We start from the raw sequence: 25,141 nt of genomic DNA, 5'->3' as shown, positions 1-25,141 counted from the left end.
GTGGGAATAACAACAAAGAAATAACCAATAATCAACTTATGATATGAAAAACAACAGATCTATTGGGACTGAAATTCCCGGTACAACGAAAATTGGTTTAAAAACCAAACTATTCACCTTAGTTTTATTTACGACTTTCTTTTCCATTCAAGCGAGCTCATTTACCCAAAAGACGAAAATGACCCTTAATTTGAAAAATGTTCAAACAATCAAGGTGATGGATGAAATAGAATCGATAACCGATTTTAAATTTCTTTACGACGTTAAAAAAATAAACACCTCCAGGTTAGTGTCCATTAACGTGAAGAATACCGCATTAGATGAAATCCTTATGGTACTCTTTAATGATTCGAACATCGACTTTATTTTTAGGGGAAATCAGATTGTGTTAAAACTGAAACCACAAGTTCTTGAAAATAAAGCAAAGGAATCGAAAAATAACGCCGAAAACGTGACGGCTCTACAACAAAGTATTTCAGGAACGGTTACTGATGACAATGGTCAGCCCGTTCCAGGTGTTTCGGTAGTTGAAAAGGGAACGGCCAATGGAACCGCTACAGATTTTGACGGTGAATATTCAATAACCCTTACTCAATCTAATGCGACCTTAATTTTTAGTTCAATCGGGTTTGCGAGAAAAGAAGTAGCTGTTGGTGAATCAAGCGTTTTGAATGTGACGATGGCCGAGGACATGGAAAATTTAGATGAAGTGGTCGTAACTGGTCTAGGAATTAAAAGAGATGCCAAAAAATTAGGGTACGCAGTGACCTCGGTGGATACCGAGGAGCTTACCAAAACCAGAACGGTAAATGCTATGGAGTCTTTGCAAGGTAAGGTTGCTGGTTTAAACATTAGCCCTCCATCAGCAGGAGCTGGTGCCAGTGTTCAAATTCGTTTGCGTGGTCAATCTGCATTTGCAGGTGCAAGTAATTCACCATTATTTGTTATCAACGGTCTTCCAATAGACCAAGGTGCTAGAGGGGCCAATGGGCGTGATAATTCTAGGGATCTTGGTGATAACCTGCAGAATCTAAATCCAGACGATATTGAAAGTATGACTGTACTTAAGGGAGCTACTGCTGCTGCTATTTATGGTGCAAGGGCTGCAAACGGTGCGGTAATCATCACAACGAAAACCGGTAGCCTAAACCAAGGTATTGGGGTTGATTTCACATCAAGCGTTACGACCTCACATGCGCTGAATTTTTTGGATGAAATAAGACAAACCGAGTATGGCCAAGGAACGGGTGGCGTACGACCACAGACTCAAGGAGATGCCCAAAGTACTGGGCAGTTTAGTTTTGGTGAACGATTTGATGGAGCACCCACTGTCAACTTCGATGGAGTGTCTAGACCTTATTCAGCTAACCCATACCAACTCTATGATTTCCTTAGAACAGGAACGAATCTTACCAATACGATTGGTTTTTCTGGAGGAAATGAAAAAGGAAGCTTTAGGGCGTCATTTGCCAATACGGCCGCTAAGGGTATACAGCCCTCGAACGAGTACAATAAAAGGATTTTCAACGTTGGTATCAATTATAATGTAACGGAGAAATTGAATATGCTTGTGAACGTTAACTATACCAACGAGGAGAATATAAATCCACCACAGATTGGGACACAAGGTCCTGGTGCCGTAGGTTTTTTTAATAGATTGGCTATCTCAACTCCTGTAGAGGCCTACCAAAAAAGTGCAATTGATCCTGTTACCGGTGCAGAACTTCGTACCAATGGATTTTTAGGAACTATCAACAATCCCTATTACCAATTACAAAAAAATCAATTTTTCAATGATAATAGGAACCGTTTGTTGGGTACGGCTACTTTAAGATATCAATTTACGGATTGGCTTTACCTTCAAGGACGATATAACTATGATTATGCTACCAATTTTACGGAGTGGAACGAGCTTAATGGAGCTGGGGCTACAACAACCCTAGAAGGCGATACTGGGTTTTATAGAGGTCGTTATGATATTCAGCAGACCCAAACGCGTGACGTAAACGCCGATTTTTTATTAGGTGCAAACAAGGAATTTGGAAAGTTTTCCTTTGATGCAAGTTTTGGAGGTAATACCTGGCGTTCTCAATTTCAAAGAAATGCCCAATATTCAAGACTGTTCGTTGTTCCTGACCTATATTCGATCACTAACGGTACAACTTTTGAAACCGATGAAGCCGGTTTTCAACCCTACCAGTTTAGCACGTTCAGAATCAATTCTCTTTATGGATTGGCTGAATTTGGTTACGATAATTTATTGTACCTGAATTTTACAGGTAGACAAGATTGGTTCTCGGTACTTAATCCAGAAAACAATAGTGTATTCTATCCTTCAGTATCTGGGAGTCTCATCTTTTCTGAATTAATGAAAAATCAAAGCTGGTTGAATTATGGTAAATTAAGAGGTTCTTGGGCGGAAGTAGGAAGTGCAAATGGTGTTGGCACTTATGAAGGTGTTCTTAACTACACATTGAATCCACCATTTAATGGACAGACAACTGCCGGTGTTGCAGGCAACTTAGCTCCAAACCCCCTTTTACAACCATTTACGGTAACGGAGAAAGAAATTGGTTTGGAAATGCGGATGTTTAACAGTCGCCTTCGCCTGGATGTAGCGGCATTTGATAAAGTTACCACCGACCAGATACTGGAGGTAACTTTATCCAACGCATCGGGTTATGATAATTCAAAGCAAAACTTAGGATCCCTGAGAAATAGCGGATTGGAAACTTTGGTAGAAGTGGTGCCCATACAAACCGATGATTTTAGGTGGTCAAGTACTTGGAACAACGCATATCTTTCTACGGAAGTATTGGATGTAGGTGATACTGACAGTGGTACGCTTTTATTGATTTTCTTCAATGGAACCGGAAACGAATTTCTTGGGGAGCTAAGATATACGGAAGGATTGCCAATGAACCAACTATATACCAGAACCTACAGGAGAAATGACAGTGGTCAGATTTTAGTGAACGATGACGGTAGATTATTGGCTACAAACGGTGATACGCCTGGAGCTGAAAACACAAATGGATTTTTACCTGTTGGTTCTTCCATACCAAAACACGTTGGGGGTTGGAACAATAATTTTTCCTATAAAAACTTGAATTTCAGTTTCTTGATCGATTATAGGTTTGGTGGCACTATGTTATCATCCACGCATTTAAACATGACAAGGCAAGGACATTCTCTATTTTCCCTAGAAGGTCGTAGAGAGGGAGAGAACGGTGTAATCGTGCCCAATAGTGTATATGAGAGCAATGGACAGCCAAATACTACGGCGGTAAGCAATTTGCAATCATTTTATGCCGACTACCGAAACCTTCAAATTGGAGATCCTTTTACCTTTAAATCTGATTTTATAAAGTTGAGAAGTATATCATTATCCTATGACCTTACCGATATTGTTAGCAATATGGCGGATTTAAAGTTTATTAAAGGATTGACTTTAGCTGCTTCTTGTAGAAATGTAGCTATTCTGTATAAGGACATTCCAGGGCTGGATCCAGAAGCTATTCAGTCCTCTGGTGATTTTAGGGCCGGTTATGAAAATTCCGCGCTGCCTACCACCCGTAATTTTAATTTTAGTCTTAATGTTAAATTCTAGAACCATGAAAACGATACAATATATATTACCCATAGTTTTAGTCTGCCTTCTTTTTCAAGGGTGCGACGAAGAATTTGTGGAAGTGAACACCAATCCTTATGCTGTTACAGAAGTAGATCCGGCACTTTTATTTGCCGGGGCTCAGAGAAGTCATTTAGGAACTTGGGCAGCGGAACATACCATTGTACAACATTTTGTAATTCCTTACAATGCGGGAGCTACCCTAGGTTTTAATTTTAATGAGGATATTGATGGGGTAAACAATCCCAAATGGAATGATTCATACCCTTCTGTAATACGAAACTTAGTACAAGCTACGGATTTGCTTCGTGAAGATACCAATCGTGTCAACCTATTAAGTATGATTCGTATTTGGAAAGCCCAAGTTTTCATGGGGGTCGTAGATACTTATGGTGATGTGCCATATTCAGAGGCTGGAAAGGCGGTCAGTGATGTTGTTTACTTTCCCTCGTACGATGATGATGAAGCCATTTATGATGATTTACACAATGAGCTAACAAGTGCGGTTGCATCTCTCAATGCAAGTGGTGATTTCGTTTCAGACGATCTTTTTTATGGAAGCAATGGGAGTCAAGCTACAACCTCTGCTTCGGCACAAGTTGAAAAATGGAGAAAACTTGGTAACTCTTTACTGTTGAGACTGGGTATGCGCTATTCAAAAGTTAATCCATCCAGGGCAGAATCCATTGTTTCGGAAGCGGTCTCCGGAGGAGTTATGACATCAAATGCAGATAATGCATATGTCAAATATGATGGTAACGTTTATACATGGGGAGACAATAATCAGCTTCGTGATTTTTCATTCTTCAATTATGCTGCTGAGCCTTTAGTGGACCAGTTAAAGTCTACTAATGATCCAAGAGGTAAGTATATGATTGCAATGTTTGAAAAACCAGGGGAAGTGGCCAACGAAACAAATCCAAATACAGATTTGGATGATCAGTTTGGTGTTCCAATTGGCGTTGAGAATATAGATTTAGCGAACACATCCCTTGGGTACAGGGGGGCAAAAGGAACTGGTCTTGACTACAGTCAGATTAACATTTTCGCAGCGGCATCCCCGGCGGCACCAGCATTTTATGTTACCTATGGACAAACCTCTTTATTATTGGCTGAAGCCGCTTTTAGGGGTTGGATATCTGGTAATCCTGAGACTTTATATGAGAACGGAGTAAGGGCAAACATGGATATCTACACGTTGTATCCTAATACTTCACCGATACCCACGGCCGAGGTAGAGGCTTATTTGGCCGAACCTGAAGTCGCCTATGATTCTGCAAATGCTTTGGAACTCATAAATACTCAATATTGGTTGACCAATTTCCGTAATGGAACCGAAGCATTCGCAAATGTTAGAAGAAGTGGATTTCCTGATTTGGAACGTAATGATTTTAACGATAATCTACTAGCAAATGGGGGTGATGGTTTTGTCCACAGAATGACGTACCCTGATAGGGAGGGTTCAGCAAATTCTGATAGTTATACCGCTGCCGTTAGTGCCATAGGTGGAGATAATCTGGTGTCTAGGGTTTTTTGGGATAATTAATGGTTTCATGAATTTTTGTAAATATATAATATAAGGCTTAAACAGAAATTGTTCCAGCAAAAATTAGTAACGCTTAAAACACTTTAAAGGACCTATAAATTATCATTGAATCAAAAATAGTGAATTAGTTGTTTGAGTTAGTGTGGGTTTGGTCGGAGAACTCCCGATAACGGAGTTCCCAACCTTACTTATAAAAATATGAAATGTAAAAAATGGTAATGCACAAAATGAAAAGAAGGTTTATAGAAAGAAGGTTTCGGTCAGGTAATTCCTTGTTTTTTTTAATATTATGTATAGTGTTTTTTTTCAATTGTTCCACAGCTCAAAATACAGCAAATGAAATCATTACGATTGAGAATACAGTTACTAAACTATATTCTGCTATGGTGGCAAAAAACAAATACATACTTGAAGATTTAACTGATGAGCAATTAACATATGGACATTCCAGCGGTATTATTGAAAACAAATCTCAATATGTAGACGGGGTACTTAATGGTGTTTTTCAGTTTTCTTCCATCACCCCAAAGGAGCAGACCGTTTCGGTAACAGGTAATGTAGGGGTGGTTCGACATGTCTTCGAGGCCCAAGGAACCAACAAGGGTAAATCGGCCGATGTAAGGATTGGTTGTCTATTGATATTTAAGAAGACAGGCCGATGGAAACTTTTGGCAAGGCAGGCATATAAATTATAACACATATAACCTTGGGAAAAATTAATATTTATTCAATTTCGATAGGATTGGCAGTGGCACTTTTTACTGTTGTCATAGGAATGATAATAACAGGGAACATTGACAAGGCAGGTCCCTTTATCTTAGGCCTCTTTGCCCTACTGGCCTTTGGCTTCAATGGCTATGAAAAAATGAAGGGTTTGATTTTTACTACTATGATCTTTGCGGGTGTAGCGGCAGCGCTCTATTATCCTTCATATTTCACCAATATTGGGGATTTTAAATTCACGGTTCTAATTATTCCCCTGATACAGATTATTATGTTCGGAATGGGCACCACCATGAGTATAAAAGATTTTGCCGCGGTATTTCAATCACCAAAAGGGGTTATGATCGGAGTTTCGGCACAATTAATAGTAATGCCCATTATGGGATATGTGTTGGCCCAGATCAGTAATTTCCCCCCTGAAATTGCGGCGGGCATTGTACTGATCGGATGTTCTCCTAGCGGAGTAGCATCCAACGTTATGGCTTTTTTGGCAAATGCAAACGTAGCACTTTCCATAACAATTACGTCCATAGCCACATTATTGGCGCCGTTTCTTACACCGCTAATGATGAAGTTATTTGCGGGTGAATTCATTGAAATCGATGTTTTCGCTATGATGTGGAGCATTGTAAAAATGATTATCATCCCTATTGAGGCGGGTCTACTTTTTAACAAAATATTCGGTACTAGTATCAAATGGCTAGGAAGGGCTATGCCTTTAATTTCTATGTTAGCGATAGGCCTTATCATTACTATCATTACCGCAGCAGGTAGGGATAGTCTTTTAGAAATAGGGGGTATTCTTATGTTCTTGGTGCTGATACATAATATTTTCGGATACCTATTGGGATATTGGTATGCCAAATTATTTAAGATGTCGGAAGAAGATGCAAGGACCATTGCCATAGAAGTAGGGATGCAAAACGGTGGTTTAGCTTCCGGTATCGCGAACAGTCTCGGCAAAATAGCCACCATGGGACTAGCCCCGGCCGTTTTCGGACCATTAATGAACATAACTGGATCTATACTTGCCTCTTATTGGCATGGAAAACCCACCGAGAAAAAATCTAAAGTTTTGGAAACTAATTAAATGAAATATTAAATCACATTAACAATAATCAAAGGAACCAATGAAAAATTCAAGAAGATCTTTTATATCTAAATCCCTAATAGCCGGAGCTGGATTGGGTATGGTATCCAGTACGTATGGTAACGAGTATGTGACGGCAATTGATAAAAATCCGAAACTTTCTGCACCCTCTGACCTAAAGATTACCGATGTAAAATGTGGTTTTATACGTCGTGGTAGTGGACTGTTTGTAAAAATATATACCAACCAAGGAATTTATGGCTGCGGAGAGGGAGTGGATGCCGTACCCGGCACCTACCATTTGGTTAAAAGAATGGGATTTTTCTTAAGAGACCAAAGTCCGTTCAATGTCCATAAAATATTTGAAGATATTCGCCGTGCAGGTCATTTTGGTGGTGGGCAATCAGGTACGTATGTAGCGGTTCTTTCCGCTATAGAGACAGCTTTATGGGACTTGGCTGGCAAAGCATTGGATTTACCGGTTTATAAGTTGCTTGGGGGTAAATTTCGGGATAAGGTAAGGGTGTATTGTGATACCGCGCTTTACCGGGTTCGATTTCCTTCTCCGGATGATTTTGCCACTGCTGCAAAGGATGCTATTAAAAATTGGGGCTTTAACGCATTGAAGTTCGATTTGGATTATGCGAGCGATCCCGATAAATATGATCGCTATAATTGGACCGCCAGTCCGGGTGAGATCATACGGATGTATGATCAACTTGCTGCGGTCAGAGAAGCGGTAGGACCAAAAATAGATTTGTGTGTGGATATGCATGGACGATATGATCATGTGACCGCCCAGACCATCGCCAAAAAAGTAGAAGATTTGAATCTAACTTGGTTGGAAGAGCCTATTCCAGCAGAAAATTTTGACGCTTTCAAAACACTTGCGGAGGAAACAAGCACACCCATTTCAGCGGGTGAAAACGTATACTTAGGTCACGGATTTAAACAATTACTGGACAATGGCGTGGACATCATCATGCCAGATCTTCAAAAATGCGGGGGCCTTGGAGAAGGACAGCGTATAGCCAACCTCGCCAATTTATACTATGTACCCTTCTCACCACACATGGTGGCTTCCTTCTTGGGTGCCATGGCGTGTGCCCATGTTTGTGCGTCGGTTCCCAATTTCCATTTGATGGAATGGCAATCCTACTTCCACACAGATCCTATGTTCAAGGAAATAGTTACCTATGATGAAGCAGATTGGGTAAATGATAGCTTCGTCACCGTTTCCAACAAACCGGGCATTGGGGTGGATATCAATGAGGACGCCATGAGAAAATATGCCCCCGAAGGAGTTCCATTTTTTGAATAATTAATAACACATTAAATAGAGACGATTATGTTACGAAGAAAGTATATGCTCTTAATGATGCTGGTCGGTTTGGCAACCCAGATGATGGCGCAACAGATAAGTAGGGAAGAACTTATTTTTTTAACTCCACAATGGACGGGAGAACGTTTTGAGGACGGAAGGCCAAAAGTGTCCGATGCTTTGTTGGAACGGATTAAATCTGTTAGTGTGGAAGAGGCTTGGGCCGTTATGAAAAATGAAGGCTATCGGTATCAAATTGCCGAAGACTGGAAACTGATCAATCCCGATAGTGTTTTGGTAGGTCGCGCGGTTACCGCAACGTTTATGCCCGGCCGCCCCGATGTTTGGAAGGCCATCGATGACCGTGGAAAGGCCCAAGGAAAACGAGGCCAAAATACATGGCCCGTTGACATTTTGGTCAAGGGAGATGTTTATGTGGCCGACCAGTTTGGTGCGGACAAGGACGGTCCTACCATTGGAGACAACGTGGGCAACGCCATTTATGCAAAGACCGGCAACGGAATCGTTTACGACGGAGCGCTCAGGGATGTTGAAGGACTCATGGAAATAGGCGGATTTACATCTTATTATACAAGTTACGATGCTTCACATCATAATCCTCCTGGAGATTTAAATACCATGCTTATTGGTATTAATCAACCAACAAGGATCAGGACCGTGACAGTAATACCTGGAGATGTAGTTCTAGGTAAAATGGGAGTAGTGACCTTTATCCCTCCACATTTGGCAGAGAAAGTGGCCACGACTTCTGAAGTGGTTCGTTTACGTGATATGTTCGGTCACCTTCGCATAAAAGAAGGAGTCTATACGGCAGGACAAATAGATACGCGCTGGGCCGATGATATTGAAAAGGATTTTAGCAAATGGCTGAACGAACATATAGATGACCTTCCTGTTTCTAGGGAACAGATTCAAGAAATATTAAAGAAAAGAACTTGGTAAAATTTTAGGCGATGCCAAGCCATTTTAGGTTTGGCATCGCTTATGATATCAGTTTCCATTTTTATTTGAACAAAAGCTGTGCAAATTTGAAAAGGTCATGACGCCAAACGGGCCAGGCATGCCCACCGGGATATTCACTATATTCATATTCGATGCCCATTTCATCAAATTTTTCCATCATCACTTTACAGTTCTGGTAGGCAATATCCTCTTCACCTCCCATGGAAATAAAGAAACGGTCTAAGTTATCATTGATTTTTTCGGTATGTTCTTTCATGAAAGCATATTGTGGACCCGATAGTTCATCGTTATTGGCGAACCAACCTGAACTAAATACGCCTAGATAAGAAAACATATCTGTATTCTGAATACCGGCATAAAGCGTTTGTAATCCACCCATGGAGAGTCCGGCCAAAGCTCTACTTTCGGCATCTGTCTTTACACGGTATTTGTTTTCCACAAAAGGTAACGCTGCTTGTTTCAGTTCACTTTCAAAGGCTTTCAGTGAATTTTCGTTAAAACCGGAAAGACCGCCTGAAGAGACATTTCCATCCAACATAACAATGATCATCGGTTTAGCTTGGTTTCCGGCAATCAAATTATCTAATATTAGATTGGTCTTACCTTGATTGGCCCAACCCCGTTGGTCTTCCCCGCCACCATGTAAAAGATAGAGTACCGGATAGTTGCCGGTTGACCTATCATATCCGGGAGGCGTATACACATACATTTCTCGCCAGGAACGGGAAGCTTCGGAATAGTATTGGTTAATACGGATATCCCCATGGGGAACATGCTTTAAGCTGTAGTAATCATCTCCTTTAAAAGGAATCTCTATACCACTAGCCATACGGCCCATTCCGTAAAACGATTCACTAGCGGGGTCCGCAACCGCTACACCATCGATGAGTAGCGAGTAGTAGTGAAAACCCTCTGTGATCGAGTCCGTGGTTACGGTCCAAAACCCTTCGTCGTCCTTCACCATATCGTACTTTTTTCCAAGGTCCATCTGTAGGTGCTTCGCATCTGTTGCCTTGGTCTTGAAAATAACGCGCTTATCAGGTAGTATCTGTGGATATGGTTTATTCCTAATATTCGTATTTGCTGGTAATCCCAAGACGCTGTATTTGTTGAAAAGGGATTCATTAACCGGTTTGAAAAGCAATTGGGAAAACATGTACAGGTCGTTTTTCCATACCTCAAAATCATGTCCGCCTGGTTCCACATAAAATATATGAGGTACATCATGTTTACTCAAGTAATCACTTGTACGTTTACTAAATGGCATGAGACCGTCGGCATCCCCACAACTGATCCATAAAACTTCTAATTCTTTTGCCTTTTCTGGATTGGGGAGCAATTCCTCTGGTATTTTAGTATTTGGGGCCGATGAAAACGCTCCTACCCAAGAGAATGTATCCAAATTGCCCAAACCAAAATTTAGCGTCTGGCCACCACCCATGGAGAGTCCCGCAATGGCCCGGTGTTCCTTTTCCTTGTATACCTTAAATTTCTTCTCGACATAGGGAATCAAATCGTTCAACAGATCCTTTTCAAATGTGGCAAAAGCCGCCACTTTGTCTTCCGCAAAAATATTTCCTTCTGCCCGGTCGTTTATCATGGCCCTACCGTTGGGCATGACCACAATCATGGGTTCCAGTTTGCCTTCGGCACAGAGATTGTCCAAAATTACTGCCGGAGCCCCATTTTTATACCATTCCTTTTCATCGCCCCCAATACCGTGTAACAAATACAAAACCGGGTAGCGTTTTGATTTTGTATATCCTGGTGGTGTATAAATTAAAGCTTTCCGTTCTGTACCCACAGTTTGGGAAGGGTAGGTAATGCTATCTATCTTTCCTTTTTGGATATTGTTTTTAGGTTGATCAAAACCCTTAGGGGCATACTTCACAATATCCTGTCCAATCATTATGGATGAGGAGAGGAATGCAAGGGATAGCAGTAGTGTGATTTTTTTAATCATCTTTCTATAATTTTGATATAACGATTGTATTTATCTGCTTTTTAGGTGTAGTGCCTTATTCGTTTTTAAATATGATTCCGCCTTTACTTGGAATTTCAATAGCGACTTGTTTGTCTTTTTTTAGTTTGATGGTTTCCGTACTACCACTTAGTGCTGTATCATCCTTGAATACGGTCAATTGATCACCTTTTTCGAACATAGGTAGGGTAAGATTCATCGATATCGTTTCTTCTTGTGAATTCACGCCCACAATAAACCATTGCTGCCCATGTCTTCTCGCCAAAACAACATATTTGCCGGGATAGCCCTCCAAGAAAACGGTTTCATCCCATGTCGAGGGTATGCTTTTCATAAATTCCAAAGCCCAATCTGGGGCATCTTTTAAGTTATTGGGTGTTAACGCGAAGAACTGAACGGGATTTTGATAGAGTACAGCGGTTGCCAATTGGAATACATCACTGGTCAATCGTTTTTGACCTTTTTCGTTTCCTTTATTAAAGAACGTATTGAGGACCGTTCCACCAAATTCCATACTCCCCACGGTGCTTCTCATAAAAGGATGAAGGGTTGCATAAAAGGCTTCCTTTTGCCGAACATCTTCTGAAAACACCAACATTTCCGATGCCAAGACCGCTTCGCTTCCTGCATAATTAGGAAACATACGTTCCCATCCGCGAGGTAAAGTAGCCCCATGAAAGACAACCATAAGTCCGTAGTCATTGGCATCGGACAGGATATCCTCATACAGGCGCATGGTTTCTTGTTTATCGCCTCCAAAAAAATCGGCCTTAATGCCTTTAACACCAGCTTCTTTTAGCCATTTCATTTCCTTTTTACGGGCAATGGAGGTGTTCATTTTGTTCTTAGGGGTTTGAAAGGCGTCGTTCGCGGTTCCGTTGGTATTGTACCAAAGAAATACCGCTACTCCCTTACTTTTCGCATAGGAGATTAGCTCCTTCATTTTATCATAACCTATGTTTTGGTCCCACCATGCATCGATCAAGATGTACTCATAGCCCATTTCGGCAGCCAAGTCGATATATTTTACCTGATCTTCATAGTTCATGCTGGCATCTTGCCATATAATCCAGCTCCAAGTACCCTTACCATATTTATATTCGGTACTGGGTTCGTACAAAGGATTTACCACATCAAATGGAACTGTAGTTTCCACAATCGGTTTTAAGATTTCACCTACCGTAATCGTTCTCCAGGGAGTTAGGCCAGGAAGACCCATTTGGGCGCCGGAGCTCCCAAAACCATTATTTTGTCTGATATTGGGAAAATCAACGGTAAAAATTCCATCCTTAAAATTACTTAAGTGGGAAGCGGGATATTGACTATGGACCCCTGTTTCACTTACCAATACCCAAAGGTTGTTTTCGGTACGGAACAATCCTGGAAATACGTAGCCTTCCCTTGATTTATTCTCCTCAATAGGGACATCCGCGCCATAGCCGCTTTCATAACTGGGTGCCGTACGGGCAAAACCTGTCATGGGGGTCATCATATTGGATAAGAAACTTTTGGTTTTATCAGGGAATCGGAATCCTGTAGCCTCAGATTTTACCACGCAGCTAATGTGGGCTTCCTGTGGATAAATTTTATACTGAAAAGCCACATCAATGTTACTGATGTTGAAAATCAAGTCAAAGGCATTGACGCCATCCTTTAAAAAGGTGAAGACGGCTTGGTTAGCTTCGTAGGATACTGAACTTTTCTTGATGTTTTCCAAAGAGTACGAATCCTTGACCGTATTTAGGACCAAACTATCCTTTAAAGCAAGGTTCCTGGTGAAATCACCCAGATTCGTATCCAGCCCTAAAGGGGCATTCACAAGAAAGGGCTTACCATCGTATGAAAGGCTATAGCTAGGTTTTCGGTTCTCCGTTTTCACCGTCAACTCAATTTTAGTGTCCGGACTGGTGGCTTTTAATTCTATAGCTGCTGGTCCCTTGCCCAAAATTTGCAACATCTGATCGGCATAACGCTTTCCTAGTTTTCGATATCCCGATGCTGAAAAATGTAGCCTATCTGGAACTCCTTCACAACCATCTGAAGGAATTATATAGGAATTTGGGATAACCTCCGGTAAAGTCCTGATGATTTCGTTCATGCTGGCACAGGCCCCGTTCTGGTCCTCGCTTAAAAGTTCCCCGGCCAACAAAGGAACTTTTTTACCGTCTAGGTTGAGGTCTCTCAACAAATTTTCATATACCCCTTTTACCTTTTTTGGCCACAAAGCATCTCCTGTATTTGATTCCCCTTGATGTAACAGAATACCTTTGATTACGCCATCCTTTTGTGCCTTTTTAGCCAGTTCCACCAAACGTTCGTAGGGATTACCACCATATTCGTTGATCCAGTTCAACATCCAATCTGGGGCAGTTTCCACATAGCTTTTGTAATTATCCTTATCGTACAACTCAATTTTACAACCCCCAACGGCTACGTTGATGACCCCTATTTTTACATCCCCTGGTACATTCTCTGCCATTTTTCGGCCAAAGTAGTCAGCTGGGGAAAGTCCTGCATTGCAACTTGCCAAAGGCGGTACGGCCGGATACCATTCGCCCATGGTCCGATTCAAATCAGGACAATCCATCGGACTCATCATCTGAAATTCGGGAACGGGAATGGTGTCCATGGCTTCTGCCTTGGTCGCTCCCTGCATATTCGATTGACCAAAGCAGAGATAGATGTGAAAATTAGGGTCTTGAGCAAATGCCTTTTCGCTTGCGAAAAAGCACCAGGTTAAAACCAGTAGCCCTACTATTTTTTTCATTATGTAATTTTAAGTGAAACCTTTAGTACCTATTAAAAGATAATTTATTCCTAGTCCAGAGTAATGTCGTTACCCGATGTTGCATATAATCCTAACAAGGCACCTGTAAATCCTCCGGCCACATCGGTAGAAAGGATGTCACCGGAAACCGTGCCGCCGACCGTTTTGAAATTGGACCCGTTAACCGCATAACTGAATTCATAGTTATCTCCTTCGGCCGATACTTTTAGATCGATTGGTCCATCCAATTCAATCGGTTCCGTTGCGACGATTTCAGAAACTATTTCACCACGTCTATCTGGCTTACTATTTTTTTGTAGAACCAGATAATTATCACTTCCTTTTCTGGTAACGCCAAATACATAATTGGAACCCTCGTTCTGATAGGCAGTCAATCCGGCCATATCTTTTTCCGACTTTGGTTGATAGTGCAACGTTGTGGAAAATGAAAAGGTTTTGTGCTGTTGGCGATAGAATAGGGTGGAGGTAGGTTTCAGTTCCTTAAGGTTGGTAGCGAAAGGTGTTATCTCTAGTCCTTTTTTTGTTTGCTTTATGAATGCTTCCCTTGGTCCCCTTAGACCAATCCATCTGAAATCAAGATTATCCGAAGAAAAATCTTCTTCATAGGTGAAGTTTCCGTTGGGTAAATAACCCTCTTGACCGGTTTTGTTGGTTACTCCCTTGGGCATTTTAAGCTTTGGTTCTATAGGCACCAAGCCATTTTCAAAGACCGGAAATTCCCCGGACCAATCCACGGGAAGAATAAAGGTCTCCCGACCCGTATTTACTCGGTTTTCCTCATTAGGCCTAATAGCGAGGAAAACGCCATAGTACTGATCATCGGGACCTTTTACCAAATCGGCGTGACCCGCCCAGTCCACTTTATTCTCACGGTCTTTAGGAAAATAGCGCTGTGTTAAAATCGGATTGCTAGGCGCAGGGATGTAGGGTCCTTTGGGACTGTCACTTTTAAAAACCACCTCGCTATGCCAACCGCCGGTTCCTCCTTCGGCACACATTAAGTAATAGCTGCCATCTTTTTTGTAAATGTGGGGAGCCTCGATCCAAATGGGTTTTTCGGTAATATCCACACCACCATCCACAATGATTTGATCCGTACCTTCAATCACCTGGTCTTTTTCAGTGTCATATTCCCAAATTTTAATAACCCGGTGGCCGTTGTACAGTTCCTTTCCTTTATCTGGAGCATCATTATGTACAACATAAGCCTTACCGTCATCATCAAAGAAAATGGAGGGGTCAATTCCACCAAAATCTAACTTTATCGGGCTGCCCCATCCTTTCATAGGATCTTTTGTTTTTACGATGATATTGCCGAGTCCACCGGAAAAAGCCGTTACAATCATATAAAAGGTATCATTATGAGGGTTGTACGTTATACCAGGGGCATAAACACCTTGACTAATACCAGTATCATGAGGGTTAAATTCATTAATGTCATCTAAAACACCTCCTAAATCAGTCCAATTAACTAAATCTTTAGAGTGAAAAATGGGCACTCCAGGAAACATGGCAAAAGAGGAGCAAACCATATAATAGTCGTCTCCCTTTCTGGTAATCGCCGGGTCTGGGTAGCAACCCTGTAAAATAGGATTGAAAAATTCATCTTCTTCCAATGGAAAGTCTTTATACACCTGGTCATTTCCTTCATAGGTAACCTTAGTATAAATGGGTGCATTTTTTTTAGGAGGATAGGAACTATATTCCGTCATGGTAAAGCTTACCATGACAAAGAGCATTATAACTGCCGTAGCTAAAAGGGTATTTTTTTTTCTCATTCTTTAGATATTCAAATAGTTGTTTTAATTATTCGTCCAGTATTTATGTGCCCAAGCAATCCAAGTACTCCAATTGGGACCGGTGCTATGACCGCCTGCATGTTGCCTAAAGGCTATTTCACCATTGGTCAATGCACTGCCCATTTTAGGGTATGTGGACGTTTGTAGCCCGGTTTTTCCCAGTAATTCATAAACCGGGCTTGCTGCCAATCCGGCTAGAAACATGCCTTTTCCATCTACCCAATTACCTTCGATTAAAGGAGATCCCACGCTAATGAAAACCGGTCGTGGAGCGCAAAGGGCAATCAACTCATGGGCATCTACGGGTAAATCGTCAATTTTTAATATACTGGCATATTTAATGAAGTTACCGCCAAACCAGTGGTATTCTGCAGAAGATGCTAAATTTTCAACCATTTCTCCAAAATTTCTACGTAAAAGTGAAGCACCTCCAGCACCGGAGGAACCTATAAAACCAAGGGAGAACCTTGGGTCAAAGGCCATGGTGACCAATGCCGCCTTACCATATCTTGATGTACCCTCAATCCCTATTCTAGTGGCGTCTATCATCGGGTCGGTTTCAAAATAATCCATGGCTTTTTCAGCCCCCCAGCTCCAAGCTCTCAGGGTACCCCAATCCTCCGGACTTCTATGTTTTCCCTGGTTGACCAATCCAATAATTCCTGAAGTTAATCCCGCCCCGTTATCCGCTTGAATGGATGAAGGTACTAAAATAGCATAGCCCCAATTCTGTGAAATAAGTTGTTGCTTCCATAACGGTTCGTAAGATGACATGAAATAACTACTAGGTTCCATGGGAGGTTCACCAAAAGGCCAATCGATAAACCCGAAACGGGTGACAAGGGGAGTGGCTTGTGTCAAATTTTTAGGTAGGCCAATCAATAATTCAATAGTAACCTCTATGTTCGGATAACCTGTATTATCCACGCTACCCTTAAGTATTCTTTCGACGACGGGATATGGACCTGCCATCGTATCTTTTTCCGAAATCACAGTCCAGGAAATACCAGGTATATTTTTAGGTTTACGGCCGTACATCTCCATTTCGAACTGTTCTACTATTTCTGGCCTTCTATTTTTCAGCCAAGCTTTTTCGGTGAGTACGGGAATACCATTTGAATCGATCAATGGATTGGGAAGGGTATAAGAGCCAACTTTGTTTTCATCGGTATTGGCTGCGTTTGGATCTTTAGGATTGCCAGAAGGTCCTGGACGATTTGGAATGGTGATACCCAATTGCTCCTTCATATTTGAAAAGTCTTGTTGGGTATATTTGGCAATACTGTCTCTCGAAGTGCCATTATTTTGTGCATTCAAATGTATAGCACTCAGAAAAATAAAAAAGTAAAGTATTTTTTTCATAATGGAGAGATTTTGATCAATTGTCGAGATCTTCCCAAAGGTTAGGTAGAAACCTATAATATAATAGATGTCGCCGAGTGGACCAGTCGTGTCCGCCATTGCCGCCCACATAATATTCGTGTTCTATATCATGGTTTTTTAATGCATTGACAAGGCCTTGGACCCTAGCGTTGAAAAAGCCTTCCGCTTCCTTAGTTCCTTGACCCACAAAAAGATAATTGACTTTGTCATTGACTTTTGAATCCGTTAAAAATTCTTTTAAAGAAGTTTCAGCATCGGTATCGCCTGCGCTGAGAATGCCAAAGTTTGCAAAAAGATCCAATGATCTAAACCCGATGAACATGCTATGACGCCCTCCCATTGAAAGTCCTGAAATGGCCCTGCCTTTAGGAGATTTTATCGTATTATAATTTTCATCAACTACTGGAATTACATGGCTTCGTAGCTCTTTTTCGAAAATGTCAAAAGTCAGTTGCGCATGCTCGGGATGATTTCGATGAATGACCTGATTGTTGGGTATGGCAATGATCATTGGGGTAACTTTATTTTCTGTCAACAAATTATCCATGTTGAAATTTACCCTTCCATCGTAAATCCAGTTTGAAGGTAGTTCGCCACTACCTCCGACCAGATAGAGTACTGGGTACTTTTTACTGGAATCATATCCTGGCGGCGTATACACATAGAGTTCACGCTCGCCTTGGGTTACATCTGAATGGTAAATGTGACGCGTAACATTCCCGTGAGGTACATTTTTGGCATCATAGTATGCGGGACCATCGCCGTGAACTATCAATTGGCTATAAGGTGGCATGGCCGTAAAAGCCGCCTGTGTATTGTTCGGATCGGCCATTTGGACGCCATCGACCCTTAGATGATATGCATACATATCTGGTGGAAGTGGGCCTATGGTCAATGTCCAAAGTCCATCGTTTTCTTTTATAAAAGGAATGGGGTCTCTTCCTTTTCCTAGCGCTGTGTTAATTGCTCCAGGATTCAATTGGACTGTTTGTGCCTCTGGTGCCATTAATCGAAAAGTGACGGTTTGGTCGTCATGCACTTCGGGAGAATTGACTTTTGCACTAAAAGGTATCAATCCTTCCGTGTCCTTTTGAGGGTTATAGTCAAGGTTGACATTCGCTTGCTGACCAAAGCAAAACATTGCCGTAAGGAATATGGTCGATGTGAAAATTAGATTAAAGAAGTTTTTAAAAATCATAGTATAGTGTCTTAGAGTTTATATGGCTCACTTCATTTTTTGAATAATAACTGAGCATATTGATAAAGGCTTCTTCGCCAGGTCAACCATTCATGTGCCGTATTTGGGGATTCGTAAAATTCATATTCGATACCTTGCTTGTTTAGCATATTCTTGAAGGCGCCTATAGACCAGGGAAAAGGGTCAGGTTCTTTGCTGCCCATACTTAGAAAGAAAACGTCCATTTTTTTACCAAGCGATACACCATCTTCAAAAACCCCATCCAAGAAACTGGCGGTATCAATTTCATCGCTATTAGGGTAATTGGAAGTTCCACTGAAACCGCCATAGGAAGCAAAGGCATCCAAGTTGTTCATGCAAATGCGCATGGTCTGATTGGCGCCCATAGATAGCCCTGCGATGGCTCTTTGCGTCCGGTCCGTTTTGGTCCGGAATTCAGCATCGATCATTGGGATAATTTCGGTCATCATGACGTCCTCAAAAGCAGAAGCTGGTCTACCACCGGACTTACTTTTCTCCAATTCTTCTGGTCTGTACGCGTAGCCGTTATCCATTACGATAATCATCGGTTCCGCTTTATTATCGGCTATAAGATTATCCAAAATCAAATTGGCATGCCCTTGTGAGGCCCATCCTGTTTCATCCTCAAAACTACCGTGTTGCAAGTAGAGTACTGGATAACTTTTGTCAGTTTCGGTAAGATAACCTGGAGGAGTGTACACAAAACAACGCCTCCAATCCTTAGTGATTTCAGAGAAATAGATTTTCTCTGAAACTAGGCCATGAGGCACATTTTTGAGCGAATAAATTTCACTATCGTTTGCAGGTATTTCGATGCCGCTTCCCCATCTGCCGGCACCGTAGTAATATTTTGTACCCGGATCTGGAACCGATGCCCCATCCACATTCAATTGATAATAATGAAAGCCTTCATCCTGTGGTGCGGATTCCCCCGTCCATAAGCCATCTTTATCCTTTACCATTTTATATTTGACCCCTCCAATATCCAAACGAACATCGGTAGCATTGGGGGCCAAAATCTGGGCTCTTACTTTTCCTTCAGCATTTACTTGGGGGAACTGCTTTCCAGATTGATTAGTCCCAGAGGGTTGATAGCCATCACCACTTTCGGACTGTGCAAAATTGTATCCATGTGCTAAAAAAGTAAGCAGTGCTAGGGTGAAAATTCTATTTTTCATAGCTATCGGAATTTAGAATTTTACTTGGTAAACAACAAAGGAGCCATTTGGTGCAGACTGCGACGCCATGTTTGAAATTCGTGGGCCGTACCTTCCGAAATGTAGGAGACAACTGGATGACCGGCCTCTTCTAATTTTTCTGCAGCTTCTTTAACTCTTTCTGGATGTTCCTTGCTCCCACAACTTAGAAATATAAGTTTTACATCTTCCTTTTTAATATCCTCAGGAGCGTATATGCCACCACTTAATAAACCATAATAGGAGAATACATCTGGTTTGTTCAGGGTAATCATCTTCGTTTCCATTCCGCCCATGGAAAGTCCTGCCATCGCCCTATGGGATGACTCGGCTACAGTACGGAAATTTTTATCCACATAAGGAATCAATTCCTCCACCATTACGGTTTGGAAAGGGGTGATGTCGAAATTCCGTAGTCCCCCAAACTTGATTTCATTCGTCATTCCGTAGGTCATTACAATGATAAAGGGTTCAATTTTGCCTTCCGCTATAAGATTGTCCATTATCAAATTGGCATGACCTTGATTGCTCCATGCGGTCTCATCCTCACCCCAACCATGTTGTAAGTACAAAACCGGATATTTTTTGTTTGAATTCTGAGCATATCCAGGAGGGGTATAGACGAATGCACGACGCGAAGTATTTGTACTTTTTGATGGAAAAAGAATCTGTTCTACCTTACCATGTGGTACGTCTTTTAACGCATAGAACTCTTGGTCATGGGCAGGAATTTCAATTCCACTTTCCCATCTAGTGGAGCCGTAAAAATTTAAGGCGCCCGGGTCATTGAAAGTTCCACCATCAACGTTAACATGATAATAATGGAATCCTTCATCCATGGGTCCTTCGGTGGTTCCCATCCAAGACCCGTCTTCGGTTTTCGCTAGTTTGGTACCACCACGTCCACCTAGTCCTAGACTTACACGAACGCTATCTGCAGCTGGAGCATCGATTTTAAAACGGGCATAGCCTTGGGAGTTTACCTGTGGATATTCCTTTCCTGGTTGATTAACGGAAGAGGGTTTGAAATCTTCAATTATTTTTGTGGATTGCTGGCTAAACCCTAACGGAATATTGCCGGCAAAAGCAACTGCGAGTACTAGTAGCTTTATTTGTTGTTTCATAAGTGTTTTCATTATTAATGATTGTTAATTTATTTCTGCTAATTCATTTTTTATTCGGAAATAATCGAAATCCACAAAACCACCTGTTTGAGCAGTGGCATAATTGAAGAGTCCGAAACGGTAACCCATGAAATGGGGTAGGGTATAGGACATTTTCAAGGGAGTCCCTATACTTCTCCAATTTTTACCGTCCAAGCTGTAATAAAATTGTGCTATATCCTTTTTATGGGTAAAATCACAAGTAGCTTTTAAATAGATTTCTTTCTGTGTAAGAGGAACGGATTCTTGTTCTTTAGTTTTATCATTTTCAGTAGTGACCATGACGATCCGTTTTTTTCCATTTTCAAATTTCACACCTACCAGTCCATAATTTCGTTGCAAAAGGGACAAACCCGCAAAATCGCCTTCCTTCATTTGTGAAATGTCCAATGCCGTTTCTCCTGTACAGACGGGCCCGATAGTACGTTGGGTCAATGTATTCCTGGCCTGTACGAAGGTCGAATCAACACGTCCCGTCGTTAATCGTAAATACCCTTTTCTATCGTTTAAGGACCATAGACTATCTACTGGATTATGGTTCCATTGCCAGACCAAGGGAAGTTTAGGGTCTTTGTTTGAACGTTTGAACTCGTCCGAGGCTACAATAGTTGGAATCAATCCTTCGCTTGGAGGTAGATCCAAGGTTTCAGGAACTTTTCCATCTTCGCCGAGTATTGGCCAACCATTTTCCCATTTTACCGGGACCAAATAGGGAATACGCCCCACAGATCCATAATCCCGGAATAAATAGGAAAACCATTTACCATCTGGGGTATCTATCAAGCCGCCTTGGGCAACCCCCTTGTCTTGCAGGGCAAGTCGTCCTTCCCATGGGCCATTGATATTGTCCGCCCGATGCACCAGCACTGTACGCATACCACCTCTTGGCCATGTAATGTTAAAGAGATAGTATTTACCATCAATTTTAAAGAGTTGCGAACCTTCTGCACCCAACATGATATTATCTCCTGCCGGTGCGCTGGCATTCTCGATCAATACTCGTTCCGTTCCTTTTTTGACTCCGGATAAATCGTTTTCAAGTTCAGCGATCATCAATTTTCCAGCGCCCCAAATCATGTACACCTTACCATCATCATCAAAATGAATTGTGATATCATGGTAGGAGGGCTCAAAGGATTTTACTTTCCATGTACCGTTTTCAATATCGTCAGTAGAATATACATAAGTTTTTCCGGTGGTCGCCGCAAAGGTGAACACGTAGAAACGCTCATTATGGTAACGAAGGCAGCTCGCCCAAGAACCCCTTCCATAAGCGCTTTCTCCATTTTTCAGATTTAAGGCATCCACTTCTCCAAGTCGGTCGTAGGCATAATTTACCAATTCCCAATTGACCAAATCTTTCGATTTCATGATAGGTACTCCCGGACTCAAATGCATGGTGGTACTGCTCATGTAATAGGTGTCGTCTACCCTGATTATGGACATGTCCGGAACATCCGCGAATAAGATGGGATTTTGTGCTTTTTGCTCTTGAGCATAAATCGAACATTTAAGCATCAGTAAAACGAGCAAAATAGTATGGGAGTAAAATCGATTCATGATTACTTCTTCATTATAAAGGTGTAGGTCCTTCCCTTTTCAGTTTCCAAATCGTACAGCAACGTGTTTTTCAGTTCTAGATTTTCCAAGGTGGCATCCTTTGAAATAATGGGTGTAGCCGTTTCTGGTACATAAAAAAGTGGATTCGGGTTTTCGCCTTTGGCTTTTTTCAAAGTTCCCGTTCCAATCAATTCTATGGCATTTGGTACTCGAAGTCGAAGGTTTCCTCCTAAATTCGATTTGATGGTTGCGACCACCAATTGTTTGTCTTTCCATTCCAAGCTGACCAGTTCAAAATCTCCCCGGGCTTTTAATCCGCCCACGTAACCGTCGGCAAGGGCATCGGGTACAGCCGGAAGCAAATGGACGGCTCCATCCGAACTTTGTAGGAGCATTTCTGAAATACCGGAAGTACAGCCAAAATTACCATCGATTTGAAACGGAGGATGGGCATCGAAAAGATTGTTATAGGTACCACCACCTCCTTGGTTGATTCCGACCGGGGTCAATTGGTCGGTAATCAATTTATAGGCGTGATTGCCGTCCTGCATTTTTGCCCACCAATTCACTTTCCAGCCCATGCTCCATCCCGTAGATACATCACCACGTTGCAATAAGGTATTTCTGGAGGCCGCGAATAATTTTGGCGTGCGATAAGGTGAAATCTGGTTGGAAGGAAAAAGTCCGTACAAATGGGAAATATGCCGGTGATGATCTTCGGGCGAATCCACGTCGTCTAACCATTCCTGTAATTGGTTATGTTTGCCCACTTGCATGGGAGGTAATTTTTTTCGTAACAACTTTAGAGAATCTGCAAAGGCAACATCCTTTTCTAAAATTTCGGAAGCTTTAATCGCAGTATTGAACACATCAAAAACCAACTGATTGTCCATAGTGGAGCCTGCCGTGATAGAGGAACCTTGATGCGCTTCCGGGGCGTTCTCCGGAGAGTTCCCAGGAGCTACGACCATATAGGGATAATTAGGGTGTTGTACCAAAAAATCGGAATAAAACTCCGCCGCTCCCTTTAAAGCGGGATAGATGGAGCGTAAAAATGAAGTGTCACCTGTATATAAATAATGCTCCCAAAGGTGCTGGCTGGTCCATGCGCCACCGCCGTTCCAGATACCCCAAAAGGCACCATCGATGGCTCCTGTTGTTCGCCATATATCGGTATTGTGGTGGGCCATCCATCCTTTGGCTCCATACATGACTTTCGCCGTTTCTTTCCCCGTTTCTGAAAGTTCTTGCACCATCTTCAGAAAAGGTTCATGGAGTTCCGAAAGATTGGTGCGCTCTGCGGGCCAATAATTCATCTCCGCATTGATATTGATGGTATACTTGCTGTCCCATGCAGGTTTCATACTTCGGTTCCAAATTCCCTGAAGATTGGCCGGTTGCCCACCGGGCTGGGAAGAGGAAATCAAAAGGTACCTCCCATATTGAAAATAAAGGGCCACAAAAGATGGGTCCTTGGTATGTCTAAAATTGGCCAAACGTTCATCTGTTGGCAGCGTTGAAGCATCGGTCTTACCAAAATCCAAAACGACCCGATTGAACAGGGATTCGTATTTTTTAATATGATTCCACTTTAAGTGTTCATAACCTTTATCAAAAGCAGCATCCAGATAGGTCTTCGACCGCTGCATTTCATCGCCGCTTATATCATTATAGGTATTAAAATTAGTGGCAATGGAAACCATTAAAATAGCGGAGTTGGCATTCTCAACTTTTAGTGAGGAATCCGATGCGGAAATTTTTCCGTTATCCGTTTTCGATCGCATCAACGCATTGAATTCTACTTTGCCATCCACACCTTCATGGTCACTGGTTCTGCCCCAAAGTGAAAGTTGATTGTTTCCTTCAGCTTCTATTTTTGGTTCAAGATGGGGTGAGGTAAAATTGGCCGTAAATGAAATTTTACCTGGCTGATCGGCCGAAAGTTTAATGACCAAAACCCGATCGGTCAAGGAAACAAAGGCTTCCCTAGTATAAGTTACGCCAGCAACTTTATAGGAAGTTTTGCTTGTTGCAGTACTAATATCCAAATCTCTATAATAGTCTTCATAATTTTCATGACCGGGAAAGGTAAGTTCTAAATTCCCTACAGGTTGAAACATTTGCCCTTGCGACTTTTTGGAAATTATTTTTTCGTCTGCCAATTGCTCGGCAGCCTTGTATTCCCCGTCAAAAATTAATTGTCGCACTTTGGGTAGTGCTTCTAAAGCATTCGCATTGTCGTTGCGATTGGGACTGCCACTCCAAACGGTATGCTCGTTCAATTGAAAAATTTCGGTGGCGACGTTGCCGTATACCATGGCGCCAATGCGACCGTTACCTATGGGTAAAGCATTTTCCCAAGTCTCACCAGAAGGCTCGTTGTACCATAGTTTTACGTCGGAGGTTTTTTGTCCTATACTAAGAATGGGAATAAAGAAAATAATAAGATAAAATAACCGTTGCATATGTTGAACTTTGAAAAGGGTGAAGCTGGTTTGAATTTAAGTGTTGAATATACACATATTGAAAATATGAGAGGTACTTTTTATATAATTTTTTAAACAATTATAAAGTAAATCATCGTTATAAGGGATAAATTCGCAGTTAGAGATGGGAATTTTTAAATCTTTACTGATTTTATGTAATAAAACATAAAACTTTATCAAGATTAGAATCTCTAAGTTTGATATGGATTTAAAGGGGCATCACAATGGTGGTCAAGGTTTTAGGGAATCCAAAAAATAAAATAGTATTTAA

At 41.7% G+C, this 25,141-nt stretch carries 15 protein-coding genes; 6 read left to right on the top strand and 9 right to left on the bottom strand.

Annotated elements, in window-relative coordinates; genetic code table 11:
- Positions 1-43 precede the first annotated feature (43 nt).
- The 6 genes from ACNR9Q_RS14970 to ACNR9Q_RS14945 all read left to right on the top strand — a co-directional run bounded on the left by ACNR9Q_RS14970 (position 44) and on the right by ACNR9Q_RS14945 (position 9,274).
- Positions 44-3,610, top strand: coding sequence for a SusC/RagA family TonB-linked outer membrane protein (locus tag ACNR9Q_RS14970; protein ID WP_419212037.1), 3,567 nt, complete (start codon positions 44-46; stop codon positions 3,608-3,610).
- Positions 3,611-3,614: 4 nt separating this feature from the next.
- Entirely contained in the window at positions 3,615-5,177 is a 1,563-nt protein-coding gene (locus ACNR9Q_RS14965; RefSeq protein WP_419212036.1) for a SusD/RagB family nutrient-binding outer membrane lipoprotein, read from the top strand.
- Between the two features lie 296 nt (positions 5,178-5,473).
- Positions 5,474-5,872: a nuclear transport factor 2 family protein gene (locus ACNR9Q_RS14960; RefSeq protein WP_419212035.1), complete on the top strand. Its 399-nt coding sequence runs from the start codon at positions 5,474-5,476 to the stop codon at positions 5,870-5,872.
- 11 nt (positions 5,873-5,883) lie between these two features.
- Entirely contained in the window at positions 5,884-6,990 is a 1,107-nt protein-coding gene (locus ACNR9Q_RS14955) for a bile acid:sodium symporter family protein (RefSeq protein ID WP_419212034.1), read from the top strand.
- Positions 6,991-7,030: 40 nt separating this feature from the next.
- Positions 7,031-8,311, top strand: a complete 1,281-nt coding sequence (locus ACNR9Q_RS14950; protein WP_419212033.1) for a mandelate racemase/muconate lactonizing enzyme family protein — start codon at positions 7,031-7,033, stop codon at positions 8,309-8,311.
- A 27-nt stretch (positions 8,312-8,338) separates the two neighbouring features.
- The gene (locus ACNR9Q_RS14945) at positions 8,339-9,274 is read left to right on the top strand and encodes an RraA family protein (protein ID WP_419212032.1); all 936 of its coding nucleotides are present in this window, start codon (positions 8,339-8,341) and stop codon (positions 9,272-9,274) included.
- A 61-nt stretch (positions 9,275-9,335) separates the two neighbouring features.
- On the opposite strand, the gene ACNR9Q_RS14940 is transcribed toward ACNR9Q_RS14945, so the two are convergent.
- The 9 genes from ACNR9Q_RS14940 to ACNR9Q_RS14900 are packed head-to-tail and all read right to left on the bottom strand — an operon-like array spanning position 9,336 to position 24,849.
- Positions 9,336-11,258, bottom strand: coding sequence for an alpha/beta hydrolase-fold protein (locus ACNR9Q_RS14940; protein WP_419212031.1), 1,923 nt, complete (start codon positions 11,256-11,258; stop codon positions 9,336-9,338).
- Between the two features lie 55 nt (positions 11,259-11,313).
- Positions 11,314-14,043: a glycoside hydrolase family 97 catalytic domain-containing protein gene (locus ACNR9Q_RS14935; protein WP_419212030.1), complete on the bottom strand. Its 2,730-nt coding sequence runs from the start codon at positions 14,041-14,043 to the stop codon at positions 11,314-11,316.
- Positions 14,044-14,093: 50 nt separating this feature from the next.
- Complete coding sequence (locus tag ACNR9Q_RS14930) at positions 14,094-15,842, bottom strand: glycoside hydrolase family 43 protein (RefSeq protein ID WP_419212029.1); 1,749 nt, start codon at positions 15,840-15,842, stop codon at positions 14,094-14,096.
- A gap of 24 nt (positions 15,843-15,866) precedes the next feature.
- The gene (locus ACNR9Q_RS14925; protein ID WP_419212028.1) at positions 15,867-17,225 is read right to left on the bottom strand and encodes an acetylxylan esterase; all 1,359 of its coding nucleotides are present in this window, start codon (positions 17,223-17,225) and stop codon (positions 15,867-15,869) included.
- A 16-nt stretch (positions 17,226-17,241) separates the two neighbouring features.
- Complete coding sequence (locus tag ACNR9Q_RS14920; protein WP_419212027.1) at positions 17,242-18,444, bottom strand: esterase; 1,203 nt, start codon at positions 18,442-18,444, stop codon at positions 17,242-17,244.
- Between the two features lie 32 nt (positions 18,445-18,476).
- Positions 18,477-19,643 carry an alpha/beta hydrolase-fold protein gene (locus ACNR9Q_RS14915; protein ID WP_419212026.1) on the bottom strand — a complete coding sequence of 389 codons (1,167 nt, stop codon included), beginning with the start codon at positions 19,641-19,643 and terminating at the stop codon, positions 18,477-18,479.
- A gap of 20 nt (positions 19,644-19,663) precedes the next feature.
- Positions 19,664-20,797 (bottom strand): alpha/beta hydrolase-fold protein, encoded by a 1,134-nt coding sequence (locus ACNR9Q_RS14910; protein ID WP_419212025.1) that lies wholly within the window; start codon positions 20,795-20,797, stop codon positions 19,664-19,666.
- Positions 20,798-20,809: 12 nt separating this feature from the next.
- Positions 20,810-22,384 carry a glycoside hydrolase 43 family protein gene (locus ACNR9Q_RS14905; protein WP_419212024.1) on the bottom strand — a complete coding sequence of 525 codons (1,575 nt, stop codon included), beginning with the start codon at positions 22,382-22,384 and terminating at the stop codon, positions 20,810-20,812.
- A gap of 2 nt (positions 22,385-22,386) precedes the next feature.
- Entirely contained in the window at positions 22,387-24,849 is a 2,463-nt protein-coding gene (locus ACNR9Q_RS14900) for a glycosyl hydrolase family 95 catalytic domain-containing protein (protein WP_419212023.1), read from the bottom strand.
- Positions 24,850-25,141 lie beyond the last annotated feature (292 nt).

The sequence above is a fragment of the Maribacter sp. X9 genome, from assembly GCF_048537565.1.
Taxonomy (GTDB): domain Bacteria; phylum Bacteroidota; class Bacteroidia; order Flavobacteriales; family Flavobacteriaceae; genus Maribacter.
The sequence above is the reverse complement of the archived record's forward strand: the minus strand, read 5'-3'. Positions and strand labels throughout refer to the sequence as shown.